Source organism: Clostridium sp. AM27-31LB (genome assembly GCF_003480745.1).
GTDB lineage: Bacteria > Bacillota > Clostridia > Lachnospirales > Lachnospiraceae > Butyribacter > Butyribacter intestini.
In genome coordinates, this window is the sequence record NZ_QUJS01000011.1 from 69,088 (window position 1) to 89,183 (window position 20,096).

20 protein-coding genes are annotated in these 20,096 nt (G+C 33.5%); 18 read left to right on the forward strand and 2 right to left on the reverse strand.

Annotation, left to right across the window (positions count from 1 at the left end; all coding sequences use genetic code 11):
- Window positions 1–51 precede the first annotated feature (51 nt).
- From ccpM (DW721_RS14025) to DW721_RS14110, 18 genes are all read left to right on the forward strand, one after another.
- Window positions 52–1,479 carry a Cys-rich peptide radical SAM maturase CcpM gene (gene ccpM, locus DW721_RS14025; protein ID WP_118746108.1) on the forward strand — a complete coding sequence of 476 codons (1,428 nt, stop codon included), beginning with the start codon at window positions 52–54 and terminating at the stop codon, window positions 1,477–1,479.
- 1 nt (window position 1,480) lies between these two features.
- Window positions 1,481–2,518, forward strand: coding sequence for a TIGR04066 family peptide maturation system protein (locus tag DW721_RS14030; protein WP_182436337.1), 1,038 nt, complete (start codon window positions 1,481–1,483; stop codon window positions 2,516–2,518).
- An 18-nt stretch (window positions 2,519–2,536) separates the two neighbouring features.
- Complete coding sequence (locus DW721_RS14035) at window positions 2,537–2,776, forward strand: hypothetical protein (protein WP_055196153.1); 240 nt, start codon at window positions 2,537–2,539, stop codon at window positions 2,774–2,776.
- 277 nt (window positions 2,777–3,053) lie between these two features.
- Window positions 3,054–3,239 carry a hypothetical protein gene (locus DW721_RS14040; protein ID WP_182436338.1) on the forward strand — a complete coding sequence of 62 codons (186 nt, stop codon included), beginning with the start codon at window positions 3,054–3,056 and terminating at the stop codon, window positions 3,237–3,239.
- Between the two features lie 119 nt (window positions 3,240–3,358).
- Complete coding sequence (locus DW721_RS14045) at window positions 3,359–5,065, forward strand: methyl-accepting chemotaxis protein (protein ID WP_243036035.1); 1,707 nt, start codon at window positions 3,359–3,361, stop codon at window positions 5,063–5,065.
- A gap of 687 nt (window positions 5,066–5,752) precedes the next feature.
- Complete coding sequence (locus DW721_RS14050; RefSeq protein ID WP_055196128.1) at window positions 5,753–6,013, forward strand: hypothetical protein; 261 nt, start codon at window positions 5,753–5,755, stop codon at window positions 6,011–6,013.
- A gap of 75 nt (window positions 6,014–6,088) precedes the next feature.
- Window positions 6,089–6,286, forward strand: a complete 198-nt coding sequence (locus DW721_RS14055; RefSeq protein WP_055196129.1) for a CLI_3235 family bacteriocin precursor — start codon at window positions 6,089–6,091, stop codon at window positions 6,284–6,286.
- Window positions 6,287–6,362: 76 nt separating this feature from the next.
- Window positions 6,363–7,760, forward strand: coding sequence for a Cys-rich peptide radical SAM maturase CcpM (gene ccpM / locus DW721_RS14060; RefSeq protein WP_118746111.1), 1,398 nt, complete (start codon window positions 6,363–6,365; stop codon window positions 7,758–7,760).
- An 11-nt stretch (window positions 7,761–7,771) separates the two neighbouring features.
- Window positions 7,772–8,842: a TIGR04066 family peptide maturation system protein gene (locus DW721_RS14065; RefSeq protein WP_055196131.1), complete on the forward strand. Its 1,071-nt coding sequence runs from the start codon at window positions 7,772–7,774 to the stop codon at window positions 8,840–8,842.
- A 25-nt stretch (window positions 8,843–8,867) separates the two neighbouring features.
- A complete protein-coding gene (locus DW721_RS14070; protein ID WP_118508191.1) occupies window positions 8,868–9,632 on the forward strand; it encodes a hypothetical protein in 765 nt (254 codons plus the stop codon).
- A 26-nt stretch (window positions 9,633–9,658) separates the two neighbouring features.
- Entirely contained in the window at window positions 9,659–11,083 is a 1,425-nt protein-coding gene (locus DW721_RS14075) for a S8 family serine peptidase (protein ID WP_055196133.1), read from the forward strand.
- Complete coding sequence (locus DW721_RS14080; protein ID WP_055196134.1) at window positions 11,076–12,782, forward strand: ABC transporter ATP-binding protein; 1,707 nt, start codon at window positions 11,076–11,078, stop codon at window positions 12,780–12,782. Before DW721_RS14075 ends, DW721_RS14080 begins: the two co-directional genes overlap by 8 nt.
- Before the next feature lie 360 nt (window positions 12,783–13,142).
- Window positions 13,143–13,394 (forward strand): methyl-accepting chemotaxis protein, encoded by a 252-nt coding sequence (locus tag DW721_RS14085; protein WP_055196143.1) that lies wholly within the window; start codon window positions 13,143–13,145, stop codon window positions 13,392–13,394.
- A 409-nt stretch (window positions 13,395–13,803) separates the two neighbouring features.
- Complete coding sequence (locus tag DW721_RS14090) at window positions 13,804–15,216, forward strand: prepilin peptidase dependent protein A (RefSeq protein ID WP_118508218.1); 1,413 nt, start codon at window positions 13,804–13,806, stop codon at window positions 15,214–15,216.
- 21 nt (window positions 15,217–15,237) lie between these two features.
- The gene (locus DW721_RS14095; protein WP_118508219.1) at window positions 15,238–16,461 is read left to right on the forward strand and encodes a hypothetical protein; all 1,224 of its coding nucleotides are present in this window, start codon (window positions 15,238–15,240) and stop codon (window positions 16,459–16,461) included.
- A 387-nt stretch (window positions 16,462–16,848) separates the two neighbouring features.
- A complete protein-coding gene (locus tag DW721_RS14100; protein ID WP_147355415.1) occupies window positions 16,849–17,454 on the forward strand; it encodes a hypothetical protein in 606 nt (201 codons plus the stop codon).
- A gap of 16 nt (window positions 17,455–17,470) precedes the next feature.
- A complete protein-coding gene (locus tag DW721_RS14105; RefSeq protein WP_118508236.1) occupies window positions 17,471–18,139 on the forward strand; it encodes a hypothetical protein in 669 nt (222 codons plus the stop codon).
- Window positions 18,140–18,457: 318 nt separating this feature from the next.
- A complete protein-coding gene (locus tag DW721_RS14110; protein WP_118507331.1) occupies window positions 18,458–18,832 on the forward strand; it encodes an MmcQ/YjbR family DNA-binding protein in 375 nt (124 codons plus the stop codon).
- 385 nt (window positions 18,833–19,217) lie between these two features.
- Here the strand turns inward: DW721_RS14110 and DW721_RS16710 are convergent, their stop codons facing one another.
- A complete protein-coding gene (locus DW721_RS16710) occupies window positions 19,218–19,517 on the reverse strand; it encodes an AraC family transcriptional regulator (protein WP_347474539.1) in 300 nt (99 codons plus the stop codon).
- A complete protein-coding gene (locus tag DW721_RS14115) occupies window positions 19,442–20,074 on the reverse strand; it encodes an AraC family ligand binding domain-containing protein (RefSeq protein ID WP_347560392.1) in 633 nt (210 codons plus the stop codon). Before DW721_RS14115 ends, DW721_RS16710 begins: the two co-directional genes overlap by 76 nt.
- Window positions 20,075–20,096 lie beyond the last annotated feature (22 nt).

Below are 20,096 nucleotides of genomic sequence, written 5' to 3' on the forward strand. Positions count from 1 at the left end.
CGAATTTAATTTTTCGTACAAGGCTTTCTTGTCGAGGAGAGGAATGTAATAATGAAGATTAAAAAACCTAACATACATATTTTTGTTGAACATAAAAAATATTACTTATATGATGTGAATATAAATGCAGTTGTTACTATTCCATATGAATTGTATGAATTTTTTTCATTATGGGGAAAAGAAGATGAAAAAGAAATTACAGCAGACATTGAAGAAGATATTAGTTTTCTTATGGAACAGGGTTTCTTAACAGAAAAAAAGAAAATTAGTTCAATAAAACATTATGAAACAGATACTTTAAAAGACCTGTATATGTATAATATGGGTAATGTGATTTTGCAAGTTACACAAAATTGTAATTTGAGATGTGAATATTGTGTTTATTCAGGAAGTTATATTAATCGTGTCCATACGAATAAAAGAATGTCTTTTGAAACAGCGGTAAAAACAATAGACTTTTTGGCAGCACATTCGTTAAATTGCAATGAGGTATCAATAGGATTTTATGGTGGAGAACCTTTATTGGAAATTGAATTGATTAAAAAGGCAGTATCGTATGCAAAAGAAGTTTTCGGTGAAAAAAAGATAAACTTTAATATGACAACAAATGCCACTTTACTGAATATGGATATTGCAGACTTTTTGGTTCAAAATGATTTTAATATTACAATCAGCTTGGATGGTCCGCGAAATATTCATAATAAAAATCGTATATTTGCCAATAGCAATAAAGGGACATTTGACTTAATTATGGAAAATATAGCTTTGATTAGAGAGAAGTATCCTTTTTTCGATAAAAAAATTTCTTTTAATGCAGTGATAGATTTAAAGCAAAATGTATCTTGTACAAATGAATTTTTCTTAAATTATGATACAGTAAAAGGATTAAATGTAAATGGGACATTTATCAATCCCGTTAATAGAAAGGAAATCTTAGATTTTGATCCGGAACTAAACGCAATTTCTAATTATGAAGTTTTTAAAGTTTTCTTGTATGCATGTGATAGTGATCTTTTTAGTGAATATAAACCCACTTTGTATGAGAGCGAAATTGCTTCAATTAAACAGGCTATGTGTGAAAGATACATAGGTGTAGAAGGGTATGAAGATATAATAAGTCCTGGAGGGCAATGCCTGCCAGGAATTCAACGTTTTTTTGTTACGGCAGATGGAAAATTTTTTCCTTGTGAGAGAGTAGATGAAACATCAGAAGAATTATGCATTGGCGATTTACAGCAAGGTATAAATATTGATAATGCTATTAAAATACTTAATGTAGCAGATGTGACAAGCAGACAATGTATAGAGTGCTGGTGCTATAAGATGTGTTACCAATGTATTTCTAAAGCGCAGGAAGATGGAAGGATTAATGCAGAAGCTCGGTTAAAATGGTGTCAACAGACAAGAGCAGGTGTAGAAGGAACAATAAAAGACTATATTATATTGAAAAAATATGGGTGTAAATTTGAGGAGGCTTAGTATGAAGTACGCTGTTTATCCGTATACGTTAGATAATTTATATTTGAGCAAAGTAAGCGAAAATTTGTTGAAAAGTGATATATCATATATAGTACCGGGAGGAAAAGTATCAGAAGTCTATAACAGTGGCGTTTCCATGATATATTCAATGGCAAATATAATGAGTATGCAGGAAGTTGATTTTGATAAAGTCATAATTGTAGATAGCAATATGGTAAGTTATGAAGAATACGATAATGCAATAAAAGTTTTTTTAGAAAAAAATGTCAGGATCATTTTGGCAACAGGAATTTATGATGAAATTTTATATGGCAAACATTCTCAAAAAAGGATAGAAATTTGCAAAGGTAATGAAATTGTAATTGATAGTATAGTACATAAGAATAAGCAGGAAATAGAAGTGCCAATTATTAGCGTCATGGGGGTTGGATATAATGTATCTAAATTTGATGTTCAACTTTATTTAAGAGAAATGTTTCTAAAAAAAGGATATAAAGTAGCTCAAATCGGAACAAAAAAGATAAGTAATATAATGGGGTTTTATTCAATTCCGGATTTTATGTATAATAATAGGTTTTCAGGTGAAGAAACCATATTAAGATTTAATGAGTTTGTAAAAAAAGTCGAAGATAAGGAAAAACCGGATATTATTATAATTGGCGTACCAGGACCAATATTACCATTAAACAAAAAACATCTTTTTTCATTTGGAATAAGGGCATATGAAATATATCAGGCAGTAGATGTTGATTATTGTATACTTAATTTATTGAGTGGGGAATATAGTGATCAGTTTGAGACGGAAATGAAAAACGTTTGTAAATATAGATATAATGTAGACATAGATGACTTTTTTGTTTCTAATTTTTCTATAGTTTCAAATTCTTTGTATTCAAGTGAATTGAAATATGTATATGTACAAATGAATGCTTTGCCCAAAAGTAAAAATTTTTTTAATGCTGATGATTTAAAAGATGAAAGATGGTTTAATAAAATTGAAGCAAGATTAAAAAAATATTCAATGTTTGAGCAGTTCTAGGGAGGTGGATAAAACTGCATGAGAGAAGATATAAAGTTGTGGATAAAACAATTTGCATTGGAAAGTACTGGTATACATATAGATGAAACGATTAGCCTTCTTGATCCTAGAAATGGATTAATGCCGAGGGATTTAATTGTACTTTTCTTTGAATTGCAAAAACATTATAAAATAAAGTTTGTAGAGCAGGATATAATTGCAAATAGATTTGACTATTTGGATAATATTGTTAAAGCTGTTGAGGATAAATTGAAATAGTACAAATAATTTATTAGAATTCTGTATTTGATAAAAGTCAGGGAAGATAAAGCCAGATAAGTTTAGGGGGCGTGGGAGTAAAATCCTGCGTCCTTTTTATCTGTTTTGTTTTAATAGCAGGCAAAAAATGGCGAAAATATAAAAAAATGCAAGAAATGGCGAGTAATTTATCGAGGAATAAGTTATCCTTTGAGTAAGATAGATGGACTGTGGTTATGTATAAAATTTTGCAAGTAATAAATTTTATACGAAAAAAACACAGAAAGGGGTTGCATATATGCAGGCTGATACATATAATCTCGACAGACAGACAGACAGACAGACAGACAGACAGACAGACAGACAGACAGACAGACAGACAGACAGACAGACAGACAGACAGACAGACAGACAGGATAAGTCTGTTTTCTTTTGGCATGATCTGATTGTATATGGCACATTTTGGTTATGCGTTAGTGCATAATTGAAATGTGCCTTTTATATTGAAACCACCTTGATGTACGGTCATATATTGACTTGTATATATACATATTGATGGGACAACAAAGAACCATTTTATCCATTAGGAAGGAGACAAGACAAATGTTTAAGAAACTTAACAAAATGAAGATTGGTGCACGACTGAAAAAATCTTTCAGACAGATTATTCTCATTTTTGGAATATTATCAGCACTGGTTGTAGTGATTATGCTTTATACGATAAACAACTATGGAACGATACTGGATAATTATGCGTATCCACAGGGAGACATTGCTATGGCAATGAATGAATCAGCGGAAGTAAGGGCTGCCTCAAGAGGTATTGTAGGTTATGATTCAGATAGTCTCATTGAAAGTATGAAAGAACAGCATGAACAGGCTGTTAAATCGTTTGAGGAATATTTGGAAAAAATACGTCCAACAATGATAACAAAAGAAGGAACTGCCTGCATGGACGCTATTGATAAAGCATGGGCAGAGTATAAAGAAGTGGATGCAAAAGTAATTGAGGTAGGTGCAACGACTGATACTGCTAAATCGTTACAGGCTCAACAGATGATGACCGATGAAGCAGCACCAAAATATCAGGCTTTGGATGATGCATTACAGAAATTAATGAGTTTGAATATTTCACTTGGAAACGCTAAACGTGCACAGTTGAGAACGGTTATGATAGCTGCATTGACAATTATAATAATTGTAATTGCAGTATCAACGATTTATTCAAACAGTCTTTCCGTTGCAATATCAAAGAGCATTGAAAAACCATTAAATGAATTAAAGGACAGATTTATTACATTTGCAGAGGGTGACATAGATTCTCCACTTCCAACGGTTGAGTCTGAGGATGAAATTAAGGAACTTGTGTCTGGTGTATCTGCAATGTCAGACAGAATCAGAGTTATCATTAAAGATTCTGGCAGAATGTTAAATGAAATGTCAGAAGGTAATTTTGCGATTGATACAGAGTGTGAGGAAGTATATACAGGAGCATTTACCGATTTGCTGACAGGCATAAGAAAAATGAATGAGGAGATTGATACAACTGTAAGAGGGGTAGATGATGCATCGGGGCAGGTTCTTACAGGTTCCACAAATCTTGCAGAAGCGGCACAGTCTTTAGCAGAAGGCGCAACGGATCAGGCGGCATCGGTTGAGGAAATGCAGGCAACTATCAATGAACTTACAAGCGGAATAAAAACAACAGCAGAAGAATTGGGAACAGCTTACGATGAAGCCTATAAGTATGCGGAGATTGCAGAAGGCAGTCGTGGAGATATGGAAGTATTAGTGCAGGCTATGTCACGCATAAATGAAACCTCTGAGAAGATAGGAGCAATTATCACACAGATTGAAGATATTGCAAGCCAGACAAATCTTCTTTCATTAAATGCTTCGATTGAAGCAGCAAGAGCCGGAGAAGCCGGAAAAGGTTTTGCTGTTGTTGCGGATCAGATCAGAAACCTTGCAGAACAGAGTGCAAAATCAGCGGTGGATTCAAAAGCACTTATTGAAGCGGCTATTCATGAGGTTGGAGATGGAAATATGTATGCAGAGAAAGCCTCAACTTCATTGAGAGAAGTTGTGGATGGCATACAGGCGATTGCGGACAGTGCGAAAAAGATAAAAGAAATTTCCATTGAACAGGCAGACAGTATGGAACAGGTAGAGGCAACCGCAGAAAGAATTGCTGAAGTTGTTCAGAATAATTCGGCTGCGGCACAGGAAACATCAGCGACGAGTGAAGAACTTACAGCTCAGGCTACAACACTTAGCGGTATGGTTTCGGTATTCAAATTAAGACAATAAGAATAGACAAAGTTTTTAGTGGATGATTGTTTTTTTACACAGTTAAAGAATAATCGTCCACTTTTCTGTTTTGGGCAAGAAAATGTTTTTTACTTTTAGTTCGGTTATATGGTTATTTATAATAAAAATATAGAAACAATGCGTCGTTTAATAGATGATATATGAAGTATATGTTGGAGGGGTGAATTAAAATATAAGTCAAAATTTTTTAAACTATAAATGAGCAAGTTCGTGATTTTGCATAAAAGAAAGACACCTTAAATCGTTTGTGTTGTGTAATGAAAGTGATGAAACAAACATCGACCAACGGAAACAGTATCGATATCTGTACCAACGTGCAATGGACAGCAAGGATTTTGATTCGTTCATGAAATTGGCAGTGTAGTTTTATGTAATTTTTCAAATTTGCTTATTTATAGTTCTTAAATTAAGAAGGATAACTTTATGCTTTTGCTTTTGACTATATTTTGAGTGTCATTTTCTGCTGTAAATGGTCATTTTCTGCAAAGCTACTTTGTAGTATGATGTTAATTGCTTATAATTAAAGTATCGAACAAAAATAGAAAGGAGAATGCAGTATGGGAATTAATGTAGTATCATCGTATGCCAATACATACACTTACGGAAATGTAAAAGACGAAAGCATAAAAGGATTTTAGCATACGAAAAGAATGATAGAGGAAAGTTATGGGTAATATGGATATAGAGCAAAGGGTAATTTCGGTTTTTTGGAATAAATTTCAATTTCATGCAGAAAGATTATCTGAAACTCAGAAAGCGGATAGCTTACTTAATCCAGAAATAGGATTTAAAGCAGTAGATTTGTTTGTTTTGTATATGGAATTAGAAAAGGAACTGCATATTAAATTTGATGAAAAAGATGTAATTGATAGCAGATTTGATGTGTATGATAATATCATAAATTCGGTAAAGAGACATTTGATGTAAGGTATAGTTGCTCATACATAATGAGAATATTATATGACAGGTTTCTGTCAATATTGAAGAAAGGAGGATTGTCCTATGAAAAAGCAATTAGGAAAGAAAGCTCATGTACAGGAAGGAACAATGACTGCATTTGCATGTGATTGTATCTCTGTATGCCAATCAAGTGCATTTTGTAACTGCACATCTGCTGCAACACAGTCTAATACATATGCGGCAAGTATGGGCAAGATTGTGGCAACTGCTTTGTCAGGTTCTAATTATATGTGGGGCTAATTCAGAGTAGTAAGTTTTACGGTGACTGGCAGTAATTTTATTGCTGTCAGTCATTTGCAAACAAAGGAGATACAATATGGAGTTAAGTAATAAACCTTTTATTCATTTATTTAGAACCAGAAATCAATATTATTTTTATGATGCAAATACATGTTCAATTATCAGAATTAATGAAACAATGTATGACATTTTAAAAAACAAGGAAAATTTTTTGGAATTAGAGCAGTTAAAGAAATTATATGAAAACGGCTTTTTACAATCTAAAGAAGATATTATTATTGAACATCCAGCGTCTTCTGGTATTGAAAGCTATCTTGATGAAGGTATGCAACAATTAATTTTACAGTTAACTCAAAATTGTAATTTAAGATGTAAATATTGCGTATACTCTGGAAGTTATAAAAACCGTGTACATACTAATAAAAGAATGACATTTGAAATAGCAAAAGAAGCAATTGATTATTATTATTTGCATAGTCGGGCAGCGGATGTGGTGCGTATTGGACTATACGGTGGAGAACCCTTATTAGAGTTTGATTTAATAAAGAAAATTACTGAATACTGCGAAAAGATTTTTGCAGGAAAAGAATTAAGAATAAATATGACTACTAATGCAACTTTATTGAATGAAAAGATTGTTGATTTTCTACAGAAACATAATTTTGACCTAATGATTAGTCTTGATGGTCCGGAATCAGTGCAAAATAAAAGTAGAGTATTTGCAGATAATAGTCATGGAACATTTGATGTTATCATACAAAAAATAGAGATGATACAAAAATTATATCCTCAATATTTGGATAAGATTAGTTTTAATGCAGTTATTGATGAACAAAATGATTTTGCGTGTAGTAGTAATTTTTTTACATATGATTTCCTAAAGGATGCAGTGGTTACAGCTGCTGGAGTTAGCGATAGAGATTCTGTTCAGGAAGTATCATTGCGTGAAACTTTTTATATAAATTATAATTATGAGCTTTTTAAGAGTTTTATTGTTTATGCAGGTGAGTTGGATAATAAATACATCTCAAAATTAATAGTGTCTCATAAAGGACTGCTTATAAGTTCAATACATGATAGGGTGACAAAACCATATCGCAGAAAAGGAATATGCCACCCTAATGGTCCATGTATAGCGGGATATAACAGATTATTTGTAACAGTTGAAGGAAAATTTTATCCTTGTGAAAGAGTAAGTGAAACAAATGAGGTTTATTGTATCGGAGATATAAAAAGTGGAATTGAAACGAAAAAAGTACTGCGCTTATTAAATACAGGAAAGTTGACAGAAACGGAATGTAAGAATTGTTGGGCATTAAATCTTTGTAGTATTTGTGCAGCAGATTGTGGCGAGGATAATGATCTCTCAACATCAAAAAAACTACAGAAATGTTCTGTTGCAAAAAAAGAAGTTGAAGAACATTTAGTAGAATATTGTACATTAAGAGAGTATGGTTTTAATTTTGAAAACTAGGTGGTAATCAAATGAAAGTAATAGTTTTTCCCTTTGATAATTATGTTAGACCGTTGATAGAATATGAGAAGTTGTGGCATTTTGAGATATGTGGTCTTATATCGCCAATGGGTTTTGGAATTAATAATATGCAGATGTATGAAAATGATAAAAAGTATATTATTAAAAGTGAAATGAGTGAAGATAATATGGCAGAGATGGAAGCACTTCTTGTTGTCGAATCATATCATTTTGTCAAATTTGAATTGATATTAGAACAAATAAATTTGGCAGCAAAAAATGGGAAAAATATTGTATTGGCAAGAAAAATAGATAAAAATGAATATTCAGAAGTTCTTGATATATGTGAAAAAAGTAATGTTAAATTAATAGAAATGCCAATAGAATCTTTTAAATGGGAGAAAAATATTTCGGGTCTACAAAATATTAATGTTCCGGTAATTGCGATTATAGAGAATGGGGTAAGATGTAATGCATTCGAGATTGAAATGCAGATTATTAGTGTGTTATTAAAGGAAAATTATAAAGTTAGTTTGATTTCGAGTAGGCAATTTGGTAATACCGAGAATATACATGCTTTTCCTGGATTTATGAATGGAAATGGTTTAAATGAAAGTGAAAAAATAATTTGCTACAACCAATATCTAAAATATATTGAAGAAAATGAAAAGCCAGAGGTAATTGTTGTTGGAATACCGGGTGAGTTACTTCCACTTACAAAGCAAAAGCCAGGAAATTTTGGAATAATAGCGTATGAAATTTTAAATGCCGTAGATCCGGATTTTACAATCTTATCGCTTTATAAAGATGAATACAAAGAAGAGTATTTTGAAGAAATGAACAATCTTTTGCACTATCGTTATAATGTAGATGCAGATTGCTTTTATTTATGCAATTGTTCAATAGACAGGTTTTCGATTAATTCAGTTTTGCCGATAAAGTATTTAGAACATAAGAATGAGGAGATAGAAGCACAGTGTATTCAATATGTTCATAGGGTATATTGCAAGAATACCTATCTTGATATGACAGATTTTTTAATAGAGACACTGACAGGTTATAATGAGATTCAAATATTTTAAAATTCTTAACAAGAAGGAGATTACTATGAGCAATACAATTAATGTGAACTATATGACAAGGGCTTACAATCAGTACCAGCAGAAAATTGTGACTAAAGATCAGGAGAAGGAAGATACAAGGTTTGCGGATAGTGTAAAAGAAAAGCGCGAAGGTAGTGGAAGTATAGTGGGCAATTTAAAAACAGGTTCTGTGTCTGCTAAAGATATGACAATGGAGGAATACAAGCAGTATATTTACAATAAAATATCTCAAATTCCAATGCATCCCACAAGGGCAGGCGAGTCAATATCTGTTACAATTTCAGAGGCGGGGTTTGAAGCGATGAAGAATGATCCAGAGTATGAAGCATGGGTATTAAATGATTTGCAGGTGGGCTGGTCACAACCGGATAAATGGTCCGGTATATGTGGAGGAGCGTTTTCTACAATATATTATGGAGCATCAAAAGAAGAATGTCATGCTGAAATGTGGAGTGCAGGTTATAACAATGGAAATGGTGGGAAGACTTTTAATGATAAGTCAAAAAATAGTTTTTGGGAGCGTAGAATAGAAAATAAAAAGAGAATAGAAAATCAAGTAAAGAAACAACAGGAAAAAAAGCGGATTCAGGAAAAACAAGCAGAAAGAACAGCTTATGAAGAATATGTGCAAAATAAAAGGTTATCAGCTCAGGATGTTAGAGCGGGATTGGCGGCGGAGAGTAGTTCGTCTGATAGGACTGTCACAACAAGTCAGGCAGTAGCTTCTTATGAGGCAAATTTTATAATGGCAGTAAGAAAATGGATTTAATGAATTTACTATAAGAGGCGATGTTAGTGCAGAAAATAAAGATAGCGATTATTGATAATGGTGTAGATGAAGCTGCTTTGGGTAATGAAATATCAGGAAAAGTTTATGTTAATGAAAAAAAAGAGTGTGTTTATGATGAAGCGGACATGAGTAGAGTAAGATTTGCTCATGGGACAATATGCGCAGCCATTATTCAAAAATATTTAGCAAATTCAGAAATATACAGTATTCGACTTCTAAATGAAGACGGAAGTGGCTTAATAGAACATTTAAAACCAGCATTAGATTGGTGTATAGAAAAAGGTATTTATTTGGTTAATTTGAGCTTAGGCACTACACATTTTAGGGATAAGTCATTAATAAGAACATTAGTAAACCATTATGTGAGCAAGGGAATGTGCATCGTAGCTGCAACATCTAATAGTGGATATGAATCATATCCGGCTTCTTTTTCAAATATAATAGGTGTTGCAACGCATTCCTCTTTTTTTTCAGATTCTTTAAAGAGACTGTTTCTTGGGATAAATATACTTGGTGAGTCTGAACATACGCTGCGATTGTATGGAGTTGCATCTGTTACTCAGAAATGTAACAGTTATGCAGCTCCCTTTGTAACTGCTTATATTGGTATGTTTTTTATGGAACAGGGATTTCAAAATATTACCAAATTATATAAGAGGTTTTCTAAAAAAGAAACAATGATTACAATATCTGAAAAGGTTGAACCCGATTGGATATGCTGTGCAGTAATTAAGGCAAATATTAAAAAGAGTAAGGCTGATTACTATTTTGATGTTGTAGGAATTGAAGAAATAAATCGGGCAGATACACTTATTATTGATAACTTGTCAGATTTAGAACTAGCTACTCAATATAGAAAAAATGTTGTTTATGTTGGAAGTGAGAAAATAAAGGAGACATTAGATGATTGCTTTTATTGGTGTCCAAATAAGAGAGTACAATTTATTGATAGATGTACTGGAAATGAACAAGAGTTAGACATTCCCATAATTGTATTCGAAGTAAGTGAGAAAATAGATGTAGCGTTTCTGCTCGCAGAGTTCAAAAAAGATTTTGCTGATCGTGAGTATAATATATATACCGCAGGGTTAGAACCAGAATATGTTTTGTATGGGTTAGAATATGTACCAGAACAATGCCTGAGTAAAGTAAAAACGGTTAAAGAGTTCATCTATTGGCAAACGTTTTACATGCAAAGCGATGGTGTATTATTTTGTATATCGGAAGGAAAACATAGTCTTATTGAGCCACTTTTTAGTGATATAGATGTTATGGTAAGAATTGAAAATATAAATAATATATATTTAGCGGAAATTCAAAATGAAGATATAGTTGTATTGAAAATAAGTGATTGTGAAATAGATAAGGATTTTGTCGAGAAAGTTACAAATTGTCTTGTAAGAATATTGACGGAGGAAGAAGATGGATAACAAAGAGGCTGTAAAAAGATTACTTCTGTTACTAGGCAGATACAAAAAAACAATAGTTGTAATTGTCGGTTGTCTGCTTGTTTCTACCGGGTTAAATCTATGCGTTCCGCTGATCAGCAGGCGAATCATGGACGATGGCTTTATTGGCGGAAATAAGAAATTATTGATAGAGCTGGTCTTGGTGTCTATGGTAATCTACACTATAAATTCCCTCATAGATATAGTCAAGGAAAAGAAACGTGTAGATATTTCAGCAAAGATACAATATTTTCTTTCGGAACAGTCTTTTTCACATCTTATGAAGCTGCGGGTAAACTATTTCAATAACACAAACTATGCGGAGACTTTGAATAATATCAACACGGATATTAACCAGATGACATCTATTGCTGACAGCAGTGTTTTTTTCGTAATTACGCAGGCGTTTAGCATGACAGGCGGCATAATAGGTTTATTCATAATAGATTTCAGAATGACGGTACTGGTTCTTCTGTTTATACCTATTAAGTGTGTGGTAATGAAATACTTTGCAAAAAAGCAAAAACAGATTATGGACGAGTTCATAAAAAGGAATCAGGAGTACGCAAAATGGTTTGGAGATACTGTTGGAGGGGTACGAGAAGTCAAGCTGTTTAATATCTTGGATAAAAAGCATGAGGAGTTTGTACTTAACCAGAACAATATTATAGAGAAACAAAAGCAGATGAATATGTTAGGGCAGTGGAATACGATAATAGATAGTATCATGGTACAGTTTCTTTCTACATTGTTATATATACTGGGCGCAAATTTAGTGTTTGATATGAAACTTTCAGTAGGTAGTGTGTTCGCTTTCATTACATATAGTGCTTATGTTACCGGACCGATTTCTGCAATCCTAAATATAGGATACCTGTTATCAGGGATTATTCCGTCAACAAAAAGATATTATGCGTTTATGGAATTGGAAGAAGAAACGGATAATGGAAAGAAAACGGATCTATGTCCAAATGATTTGAGATTGCAGAAGGTTTCTTTTGCGTATGAAAGGGATAAGTGCATTTTGAAGAATATTGATATATTATTTGCAAAATCCAGCAAGACAGCTATAATTGGGCGCAATGGTTCGGGAAAGACGACAATCATCAATCTTCTTACGAGAATGTATGAGCCGACAAGTGGTGAAATACTGTTGGGAGCAGAAAATATTTCAGAGCTGCCATTGCCAGAATACCGAAATATGGTATCCGTTGTGAGCCAACAAATCTATTTATTCAATGACACAATAAGGAATAATATCTGTCTGTATAAACAAATAGATGATACGGTGATAGAAGCTGCCTGCAAGGACAGCGGACTTGAAGATTTTATAAAAGAGGTTTCCTTAGATCATGTGGTAGGACAGAATGGGGCAATGCTCTCCGGCGGGCAAAAGCAGAAAATAGCCCTTGCAAGGGCATTGGTGCATGACAAGCCGATTATTATATTTGATGAAGCTACTTCAAACACAGATGCTTATTCAGAACAGCAGATAAACGGACTGCTTGATACTCGGCTAAAAGACAAAACAGTGATAGTGATAACACATAAGAAAGAGATATTGAGCAAAGTGGATCAGATCGTTGTACTGAAGGAGGGAGTGGTTGCAGATTTAGGGAGATATGATGATTTGATAGGGAAAAGTGATGAACTAAATGTTATGTTGGAAAAAGCAGAATAAATATAAGAAAATCTTTTCAGAGTAGCAAGTCTTTTTTGCTTTTGGGACAAAAAGTATTATTTCTGGCAGAAAATGTGAAATATTATTAGATGCTTGTCGATAAAAAAGAAAAATAGAGAGAATTTGCATCATGCAGGTTAATTCTAATTATTCTATGAATGGTGTGCCGTATGAAACTAGACATAAATAGGATAATATTCCTCCATATTAATGCGGAATATGCTGTTCATGAAAGTTAAAATCCTAAAGATGCAAGAGATGTATATTATCAACAATTATACATTTCTGCATCTTTTTATTTTGAGCATTCCAATAGTAATACGCTGAATCTTAAATAAATGTATATGAGGAAAATATGATATGATTATATTCAAATATGAAATTACAAGATCAGAGGTATATAGGCGAGTGAGACAGTGCGAAAAAATAAAAGAAATTTCCATTGAACAGGCAGACAGTATGGAGCAGGTAGAGGCAACCGAAGAAAGAATTGCTGAAGTTGTTCAGAATAATTCGGATGTGGCACAGGAAACATCAGCGACAAGTGAGGAACTTACAGCTCAGGCTACTACACTTAGCGGTATGGTTTCGGTATTCAAATTAAGACAGTAAGAATAGACAGAGTTTTTAGTGGATGATTGTTTTTTACACAGTTAAAGAATAATCGTCCACTTTTCTGTTTTGGGCAAGAAAATGTTTTTTACTTTCTACTCGGTTAATTTTTGTTTATATGGTCATTTTCTGCAAAAATTGGTCACTTTCTGCAATGAATATTGTTATTTTAAATTATTTTTTTATAATGACTATATTGAGATTTATTTTACAAATTATGTGATTCCTAAAAGATTTTCAGTTGTTTGATAATGTGGTTTGTGTAATTCGGTTTATTTCCTGTAACCAACGCTTCACAATAAACATTGAGGAAATATTTTATTTTTAATAATAAAATGTGGAATGTATGTGTTTTCCGATGTTTTGCAAACATCTAAAATAGAAAATTATGCGCAAGGAGAATGAACAGATGGTAAAAACTCGCACAGTAGAAATGCAAACGCAGCTTGTAGGGTATGAGTTTAAGAAAAAAGGTTTACCCACTGATAAAAATATAGCAGTAGAAAATAGTAAAGTTTCCAATGATTATTTCTGGAAAACAAATGAATATACGGATAAAGATGTGTTTGGAAGGACGCTGGATCTGACGGCACTTATCAATAAGCCTGATGGATATTTAAAGGGAAGTTTATCGGATACGCAAGATGTGGACTATTACAAATTCAACATTACAGAGTACCGGGCATTAAGTTTCGCGAAGGATACCTATAATAAGGATATTACTATCACTTTAGATCATATACCGGAAGGCTGTAATTATGAGATGGTTTTGTATGATGAGGAAGGCAATCAGGTCGGCATTGGGAAAGATAATGGAAATGGTGGTCTTAGTATTACCATACCGAACTGGAATACAGACAACAGAGGTTATACCGTAAAGGTACAGGCAAAGAACGGTTCAATGGTAAACCCAGATGCCGAATATCATCTTTCTTTTCAGACAACGCAAGCGGATAAAAGTCATGGAGCTTATCAGGAAATGGCAGAGGTTCAGAAGTATGCAGGGACAGTCAGGAAGCAGATGCAGGAAGGCTTAACCGATACTGAGGAAATGCGTGCAATTAAGGAAATCCGGCAGAAGTATAAAGCCTGTTATACGGAGCAGATGGAGAAATTGCATAAGGAACAGGCAGAAGAAATCATGCAGGGTGAGGCAGTGCCGGATGATGAGCAGATTCATAATTTACTGGAAAAAAAAGCGGCAGGAGGAGAACTGACGGAACAGGAAAATGCACTTTTAAATATCTTTTGTACTGCAGCAGAGCTGGATAGTGCGAATGCAAGTGCAAAAATGAATACCACAGTAAAAGACAGGATATTTGCAGATTTGCAAGAAGCGGGAATTGATATTTCAGATTCCATGTTTTCCATAAAAATTGGGGCGGATGGTCAGGTAAGTGTCGATGGCATTAATGATAATGCAATGAAACAGAAGATAGAGGATGTTTTGTCAAAGTATTCGGATGATCTGATGGATATTTATTTTTCTATGGATTCGGAAATACAGGCATTGTCCGATAAAGAAAAGTATCTGTTACAAGCTGCGGTGGATGTGGAAAAATTTTTATATAAGGCAACTGGCGGCAGCGTATCGCTTGGAGACCTTTCGGTGGAAAATGCAATGATACATGGTCTGCCAAAAACACTGGATGACCTGTTAAACAATCCGGGCGAAAATCTGACCTATCAGGATTATGCAAGCGATATCCGGGAAATTTTAGCATATAAACGGACACAGCACAAAGATATTATGTCTGAGTTGAATGTACAGTTTATCATGTCAGAGAGTACAATTCAGATAAAAGATCGAGTGTCAAAATAAATATTTTTTGGAGGAAACGAGATGACAAACAAAAAAATTTGGGCAGCAACATTATTTTCAACTCTGCTATTAACAATGACAATTTCAAGTCCTGTTAAGGCAGCAGAGTTGCAAACATCAACAACGGTAGACAGAAGTCAGATTACATTACCATTGAGTGAAGAGACAGAAGAAAATTTATTTTCATTAGAGTCAGTTTCTGATATTCAAATGTCTGAACTTGTTGACCCGGATGAAGTAATTAGTGTGTCAGATGGAGATGACACAATTCAGGCAAGGAAAGGAACTGCGACAAAATATGGATGGAGTTATGGAACAACACCATATACGTTTACACAGAAGTGGTCAACAGATACAGAAGTATATTCAACATATCCATATTATAATGATGGGTTACTTTATCCAGCCGCAACAGAACTATTGGATGCACCTAGCAATTCACAGTATAGTTCTGCGGTAAGAGAAGGATATGTCAATGATACATGGGCAACAGAACAATCAATAGTAGGTGCACATGTATATTACCATAAAGTAAGCAGTAATAAAGCATTAAATTCTGTAACTGTTTTACTTGATAAAAATGTTGCATTTCAGATTTATGACGCAGAATTAAATCCAGTACTGGATACAACGTCAGACGCATATGAAGATTTGCTTCTCTTTTACAGAACAGCAGTAAAATATGATAATTACGACAAAACAGTTTATACATGCAAACTAACTGCGGGAAATTATTATATTATGTTTTGGGATAATAAGGGCAATGAAGGCAATCATCATTATGCTATGTTTACGGGAAATCCTTTGCCAATTCAGCAGACATACAGTGCAGGTGGTGTATTTAATGGAAGTGTAAAATGGGATGGTTCTTCAAGTTCGCAAACATATCAAGCTTCTGGTGTAACTATATCTGTAAGTAATGGAACAGAAGATTTGTTTGCTTTATACAGAGTCACTTTCCAAGATATGGGTTCATCATACTTTAACACATATATTAAATCTGCTGATATGATGTATCAGTCACCTAATTCTTATTCGTACAAGACAATTGCGAATATGGCTAATCTAAACCAGAAGATGATTGATTATTATCCAGATGAAGGTTCTATGATGGGAACCTATAACACAAAAGTAAAGGTAAATTGGATGAATGGTTTGTCCTATGTAAATGCAAGTTATTCTACAAACGCAATGTTGTATATTGATTATTTAGCACCGTTAGGAGAAGTAAGTGTATCTTTTTGATGGAAGATAATCAGAAAAGAAAATATGGCAATGAATGATTTGTGTGTCATATAGTGAAAATATTTATCCGATATCAACGGTTACAATAACATTAAAGGTAGCGTATAACTGCTAGAAAAAATGTGTGTATAAAATAATAATATTTGAAGTATATGTTAAATCCTCTTGATCTGAAATATAGGTCAAGAGGATTTTTTATTAAGAGAAAACAATTCAATGGTCATTTTCTGCAAAAATTGGTCACTTTCTGCAATGAATATTGTTATTTCAAATTATTTTTTTATAATTGACTATATTGAAGTATATTTACAAAGATGAAGTAGCGTTAAAGATTGATGTAAGAGCAATCTTTTAATGTATATAACAAAACTGAAAGGTGGAATTAAAATGAAAAAAATTTTATCATTAGCAATGGGAGTGGTTTTATCAGCAACAGTGATTTTAGGAAGTAGTGAGTATACCTTTGCAGCAGAAAAAAGTCCTAAAATAGAAACAAATGTGTCTGATTTGACAGAAGGAAAACTGAAAACAGTTATTGTCGATATTGAAGATGTTTTGTCAGAAGACACAACGGTATTTGCAACTTCATCATCAGAAACAAAAATATTATCAAAAGATTATGCAACTTCTTCTGGACAGACAGGAGTAATTAAGTCAGTAGGTCAGATTGTTGATTTTAGTAAGGTTATTCAAGAAGGAGCAACAATAAAAAGTATTACGATTTATTGTCCAACAGGGACAAGAGTAACACAGTCAAAGTACACGACAATAAATAATTATTTGGTTACTGATTTAGACACGGGAGATGCTATAACTATTCCGTTTCAGACAACCAATAATCCATCTTCCAAAAGCACTTCTACGGCATTAGCCGGAAAAGCAGCTAATATTAGATTTTTAGTACAAATTCAGGGCAAGATTTTACAGCAATATACTGGAATGGATGGATTTACTGTTTTTGGTGGAAAAATGATAGTTACATACAGTGAATAGAATGCGAGGTGGATTCATGGAAATTGCTATTTCAAGTGCGACTAGTTCTGCGAATACAAAAAACAGTATATCATTGCAGAGTGGAGAACCTGATTGGTCTATGATTCCGAGTGCAAAGAAAAGTAATAAGACACAGGCTGAGTTTGTTGATGAGATTAAGGAACTGGCTCGGAAAGCCGCTAATACTACAAGTAAGGCAGAATTGGAAAATATTCATAGACAGAGAACCTCGTTATGTGCAGAATATATGTCCGATGTATCACCGAACAGAAAGGCATTATATCAACAAGCAAAAAATGCAGTAAAAAGTTCAAATCATAATCCAAAATGTCAGGGGATTGGTGAATTGTCGTTGCTTGATTTTCTGGAGAAGGCAGAAGGTAATAAAAGCGATCTTGCTGAAAAGAAGTTTGTTTTGGCAGGAGGTGGTACATTGGTTTGCCCAATTTTGACAAGTGGAGGGTATGGTGCTGATATTTATTATCAAGGTACAAAAGCACTGACGTATCTTGGATCAGGATATGGATGGGCATGTGAAAGGACTCCGGCTGAGCGTGAAAAAGAAAAAGAGTTTTATGGAATTTATTTTAATGAGTATCATACCATAAAGAATGATCAGCAATCAGAATTGGAAAAATTACCGGATTATTTAGAAGAAAATCCATCTTTTGACATGAAAGCATAAGAAATGTTTGAGATTTAATGTGTACTAAGGAGGATTTGCACCATGCAGGTTAATTCTAATTATTCTATGAATGGTGTGCCGTATGAAACTAGACATAAATAGGATAATATTCCTCCATATTAGTGCGAAATATGCTGTTCATGAAAGTTAAAATCCTAAAGATGCAGAGATGTATATTATCAACAATTATACATTTCTGCATCTTTTTATTTTGAGCATTCCAATAGTAATACGCTAAATCTTAAATAACTGTATATGAGGAAAATATGATATGATTATATTCAAATATGAAATTACAGGATCGGAGGTATACACAGTATGTACAGAGACACTATATTTCAATATGTAAAAAAACAATATGGAACAATTCCAGAATATCTGTGGAATGATTTACCAGATAGTGCAATACTTCGTAATGACAATGGAAAATGGTACGCAGTATTTATGAATTTGGAAGGCTTTAAAATCGGATTGGATACAAAAGATAGGGTTGATATTATGGTTGTAAAATGTAAGCCGGATATGATAAGTGTTATGACACACATGAAAGGCTTTCTGCCGGGATATCACATGGATAAAAGCAATTGGATGACAATTCTTCTGGATGGGACAGTCCAGGAGGCGAAGATATTAGATTTTCTTGATATGAGTTATGATTTGACGGATGGGCGAATCGAGGAAAGTATTGAATGATATTTAAAAACGATAAAATCCTCTTGTGAAGAAAGTTGCATAAAAGCTAAGTATATTTTCAATAAAGTTGTGAAGTTTATTTTTCATGAAAGTCTATCTCCTTTCGTTTTCCTATGGCTATTACCATAATGTTCTGCAAGATCTGTTTGTGGGACAACTGCATATTACATAGGGTAAAATCTGTGTGTGAAAAAGTTTGCATAAAAGCTAAGTAAGTTTTCAATAAAGTTGTGGAATTTGTTTCTCATGGAAGTTCATCTCCTTTCTGTTTACGCTGTCATTATATAACACGAAGGGGTATATTACTTGCCAAAATAAAAAAATAAATAGACAAAAATTGCAACGGGCAGAGAGTGTGTAAATATTCTCTGTCCGTTGCAGTTTATTATATATTTTTGCGGTATTCTGAGGGAGATATGCCTTTTATCTTTTTGAACATGCGGCTGAAATATAAAGCATTATCATAGCCAACAATTTGTGCAATTTCGTTTATGTTATATTCCGTATTCAAGAGCAGGGCTTCTGCATTGCAAATGCGTTTTTGCAAAATGAACTGCATTGGTGTAGAGCCAACATAAAGTTTGAAATTGCGTATAAACCAGCTTGTGCTTACATGATTTTTTTCAGCGTATTCTTCAATGCTGATTGATTCACTGTAATGTTCATTGAAATAGGCAATAGCCATGTCAATAGTTTCTGCAGCACGGGATTATCTATCCTTATGCTGTTATTAAAGTATCGTTGCAGTTTTATAAAAATCTGTCTTAAATACATTTCAAGCATTTCCTGATAACTATCCTTACACATCTGTAATTCATTCATCATTGCACGAAAAAGATTCTGATAGGAGGGACCAGATCCACAGTAAAATACCTTTTTGTCATCGGTCAATCCATAAGAGCGTAATATATTTGTTACATCGCTGCCTGTAAAATGAACCCAGTAGACTTCTGTCTGATCTTCGGCATAATATTCATATTTTTGAGGCTCCTTTGGACGATATAAAACCATATGTCCGGCATGAACAATAGTTTCTTCTTCACTATTACGACCAAAATGAAAATGGGCTTTTCCGGCAGCAATATAAATCAACTGAAAATCAAGTCTGCCACGAGGTCTCCAGGTAGGCAGTTTAGGACGTGTGTATAGCTTATATGTTCCACACATAGTTACAACAAGCGGCTTGGATTTATCTTTTCTATCAATCGTTGAGTGATTGAGATATGCATTATTTGTGTACATGTGTGCCTCCTTGTATTGAAAT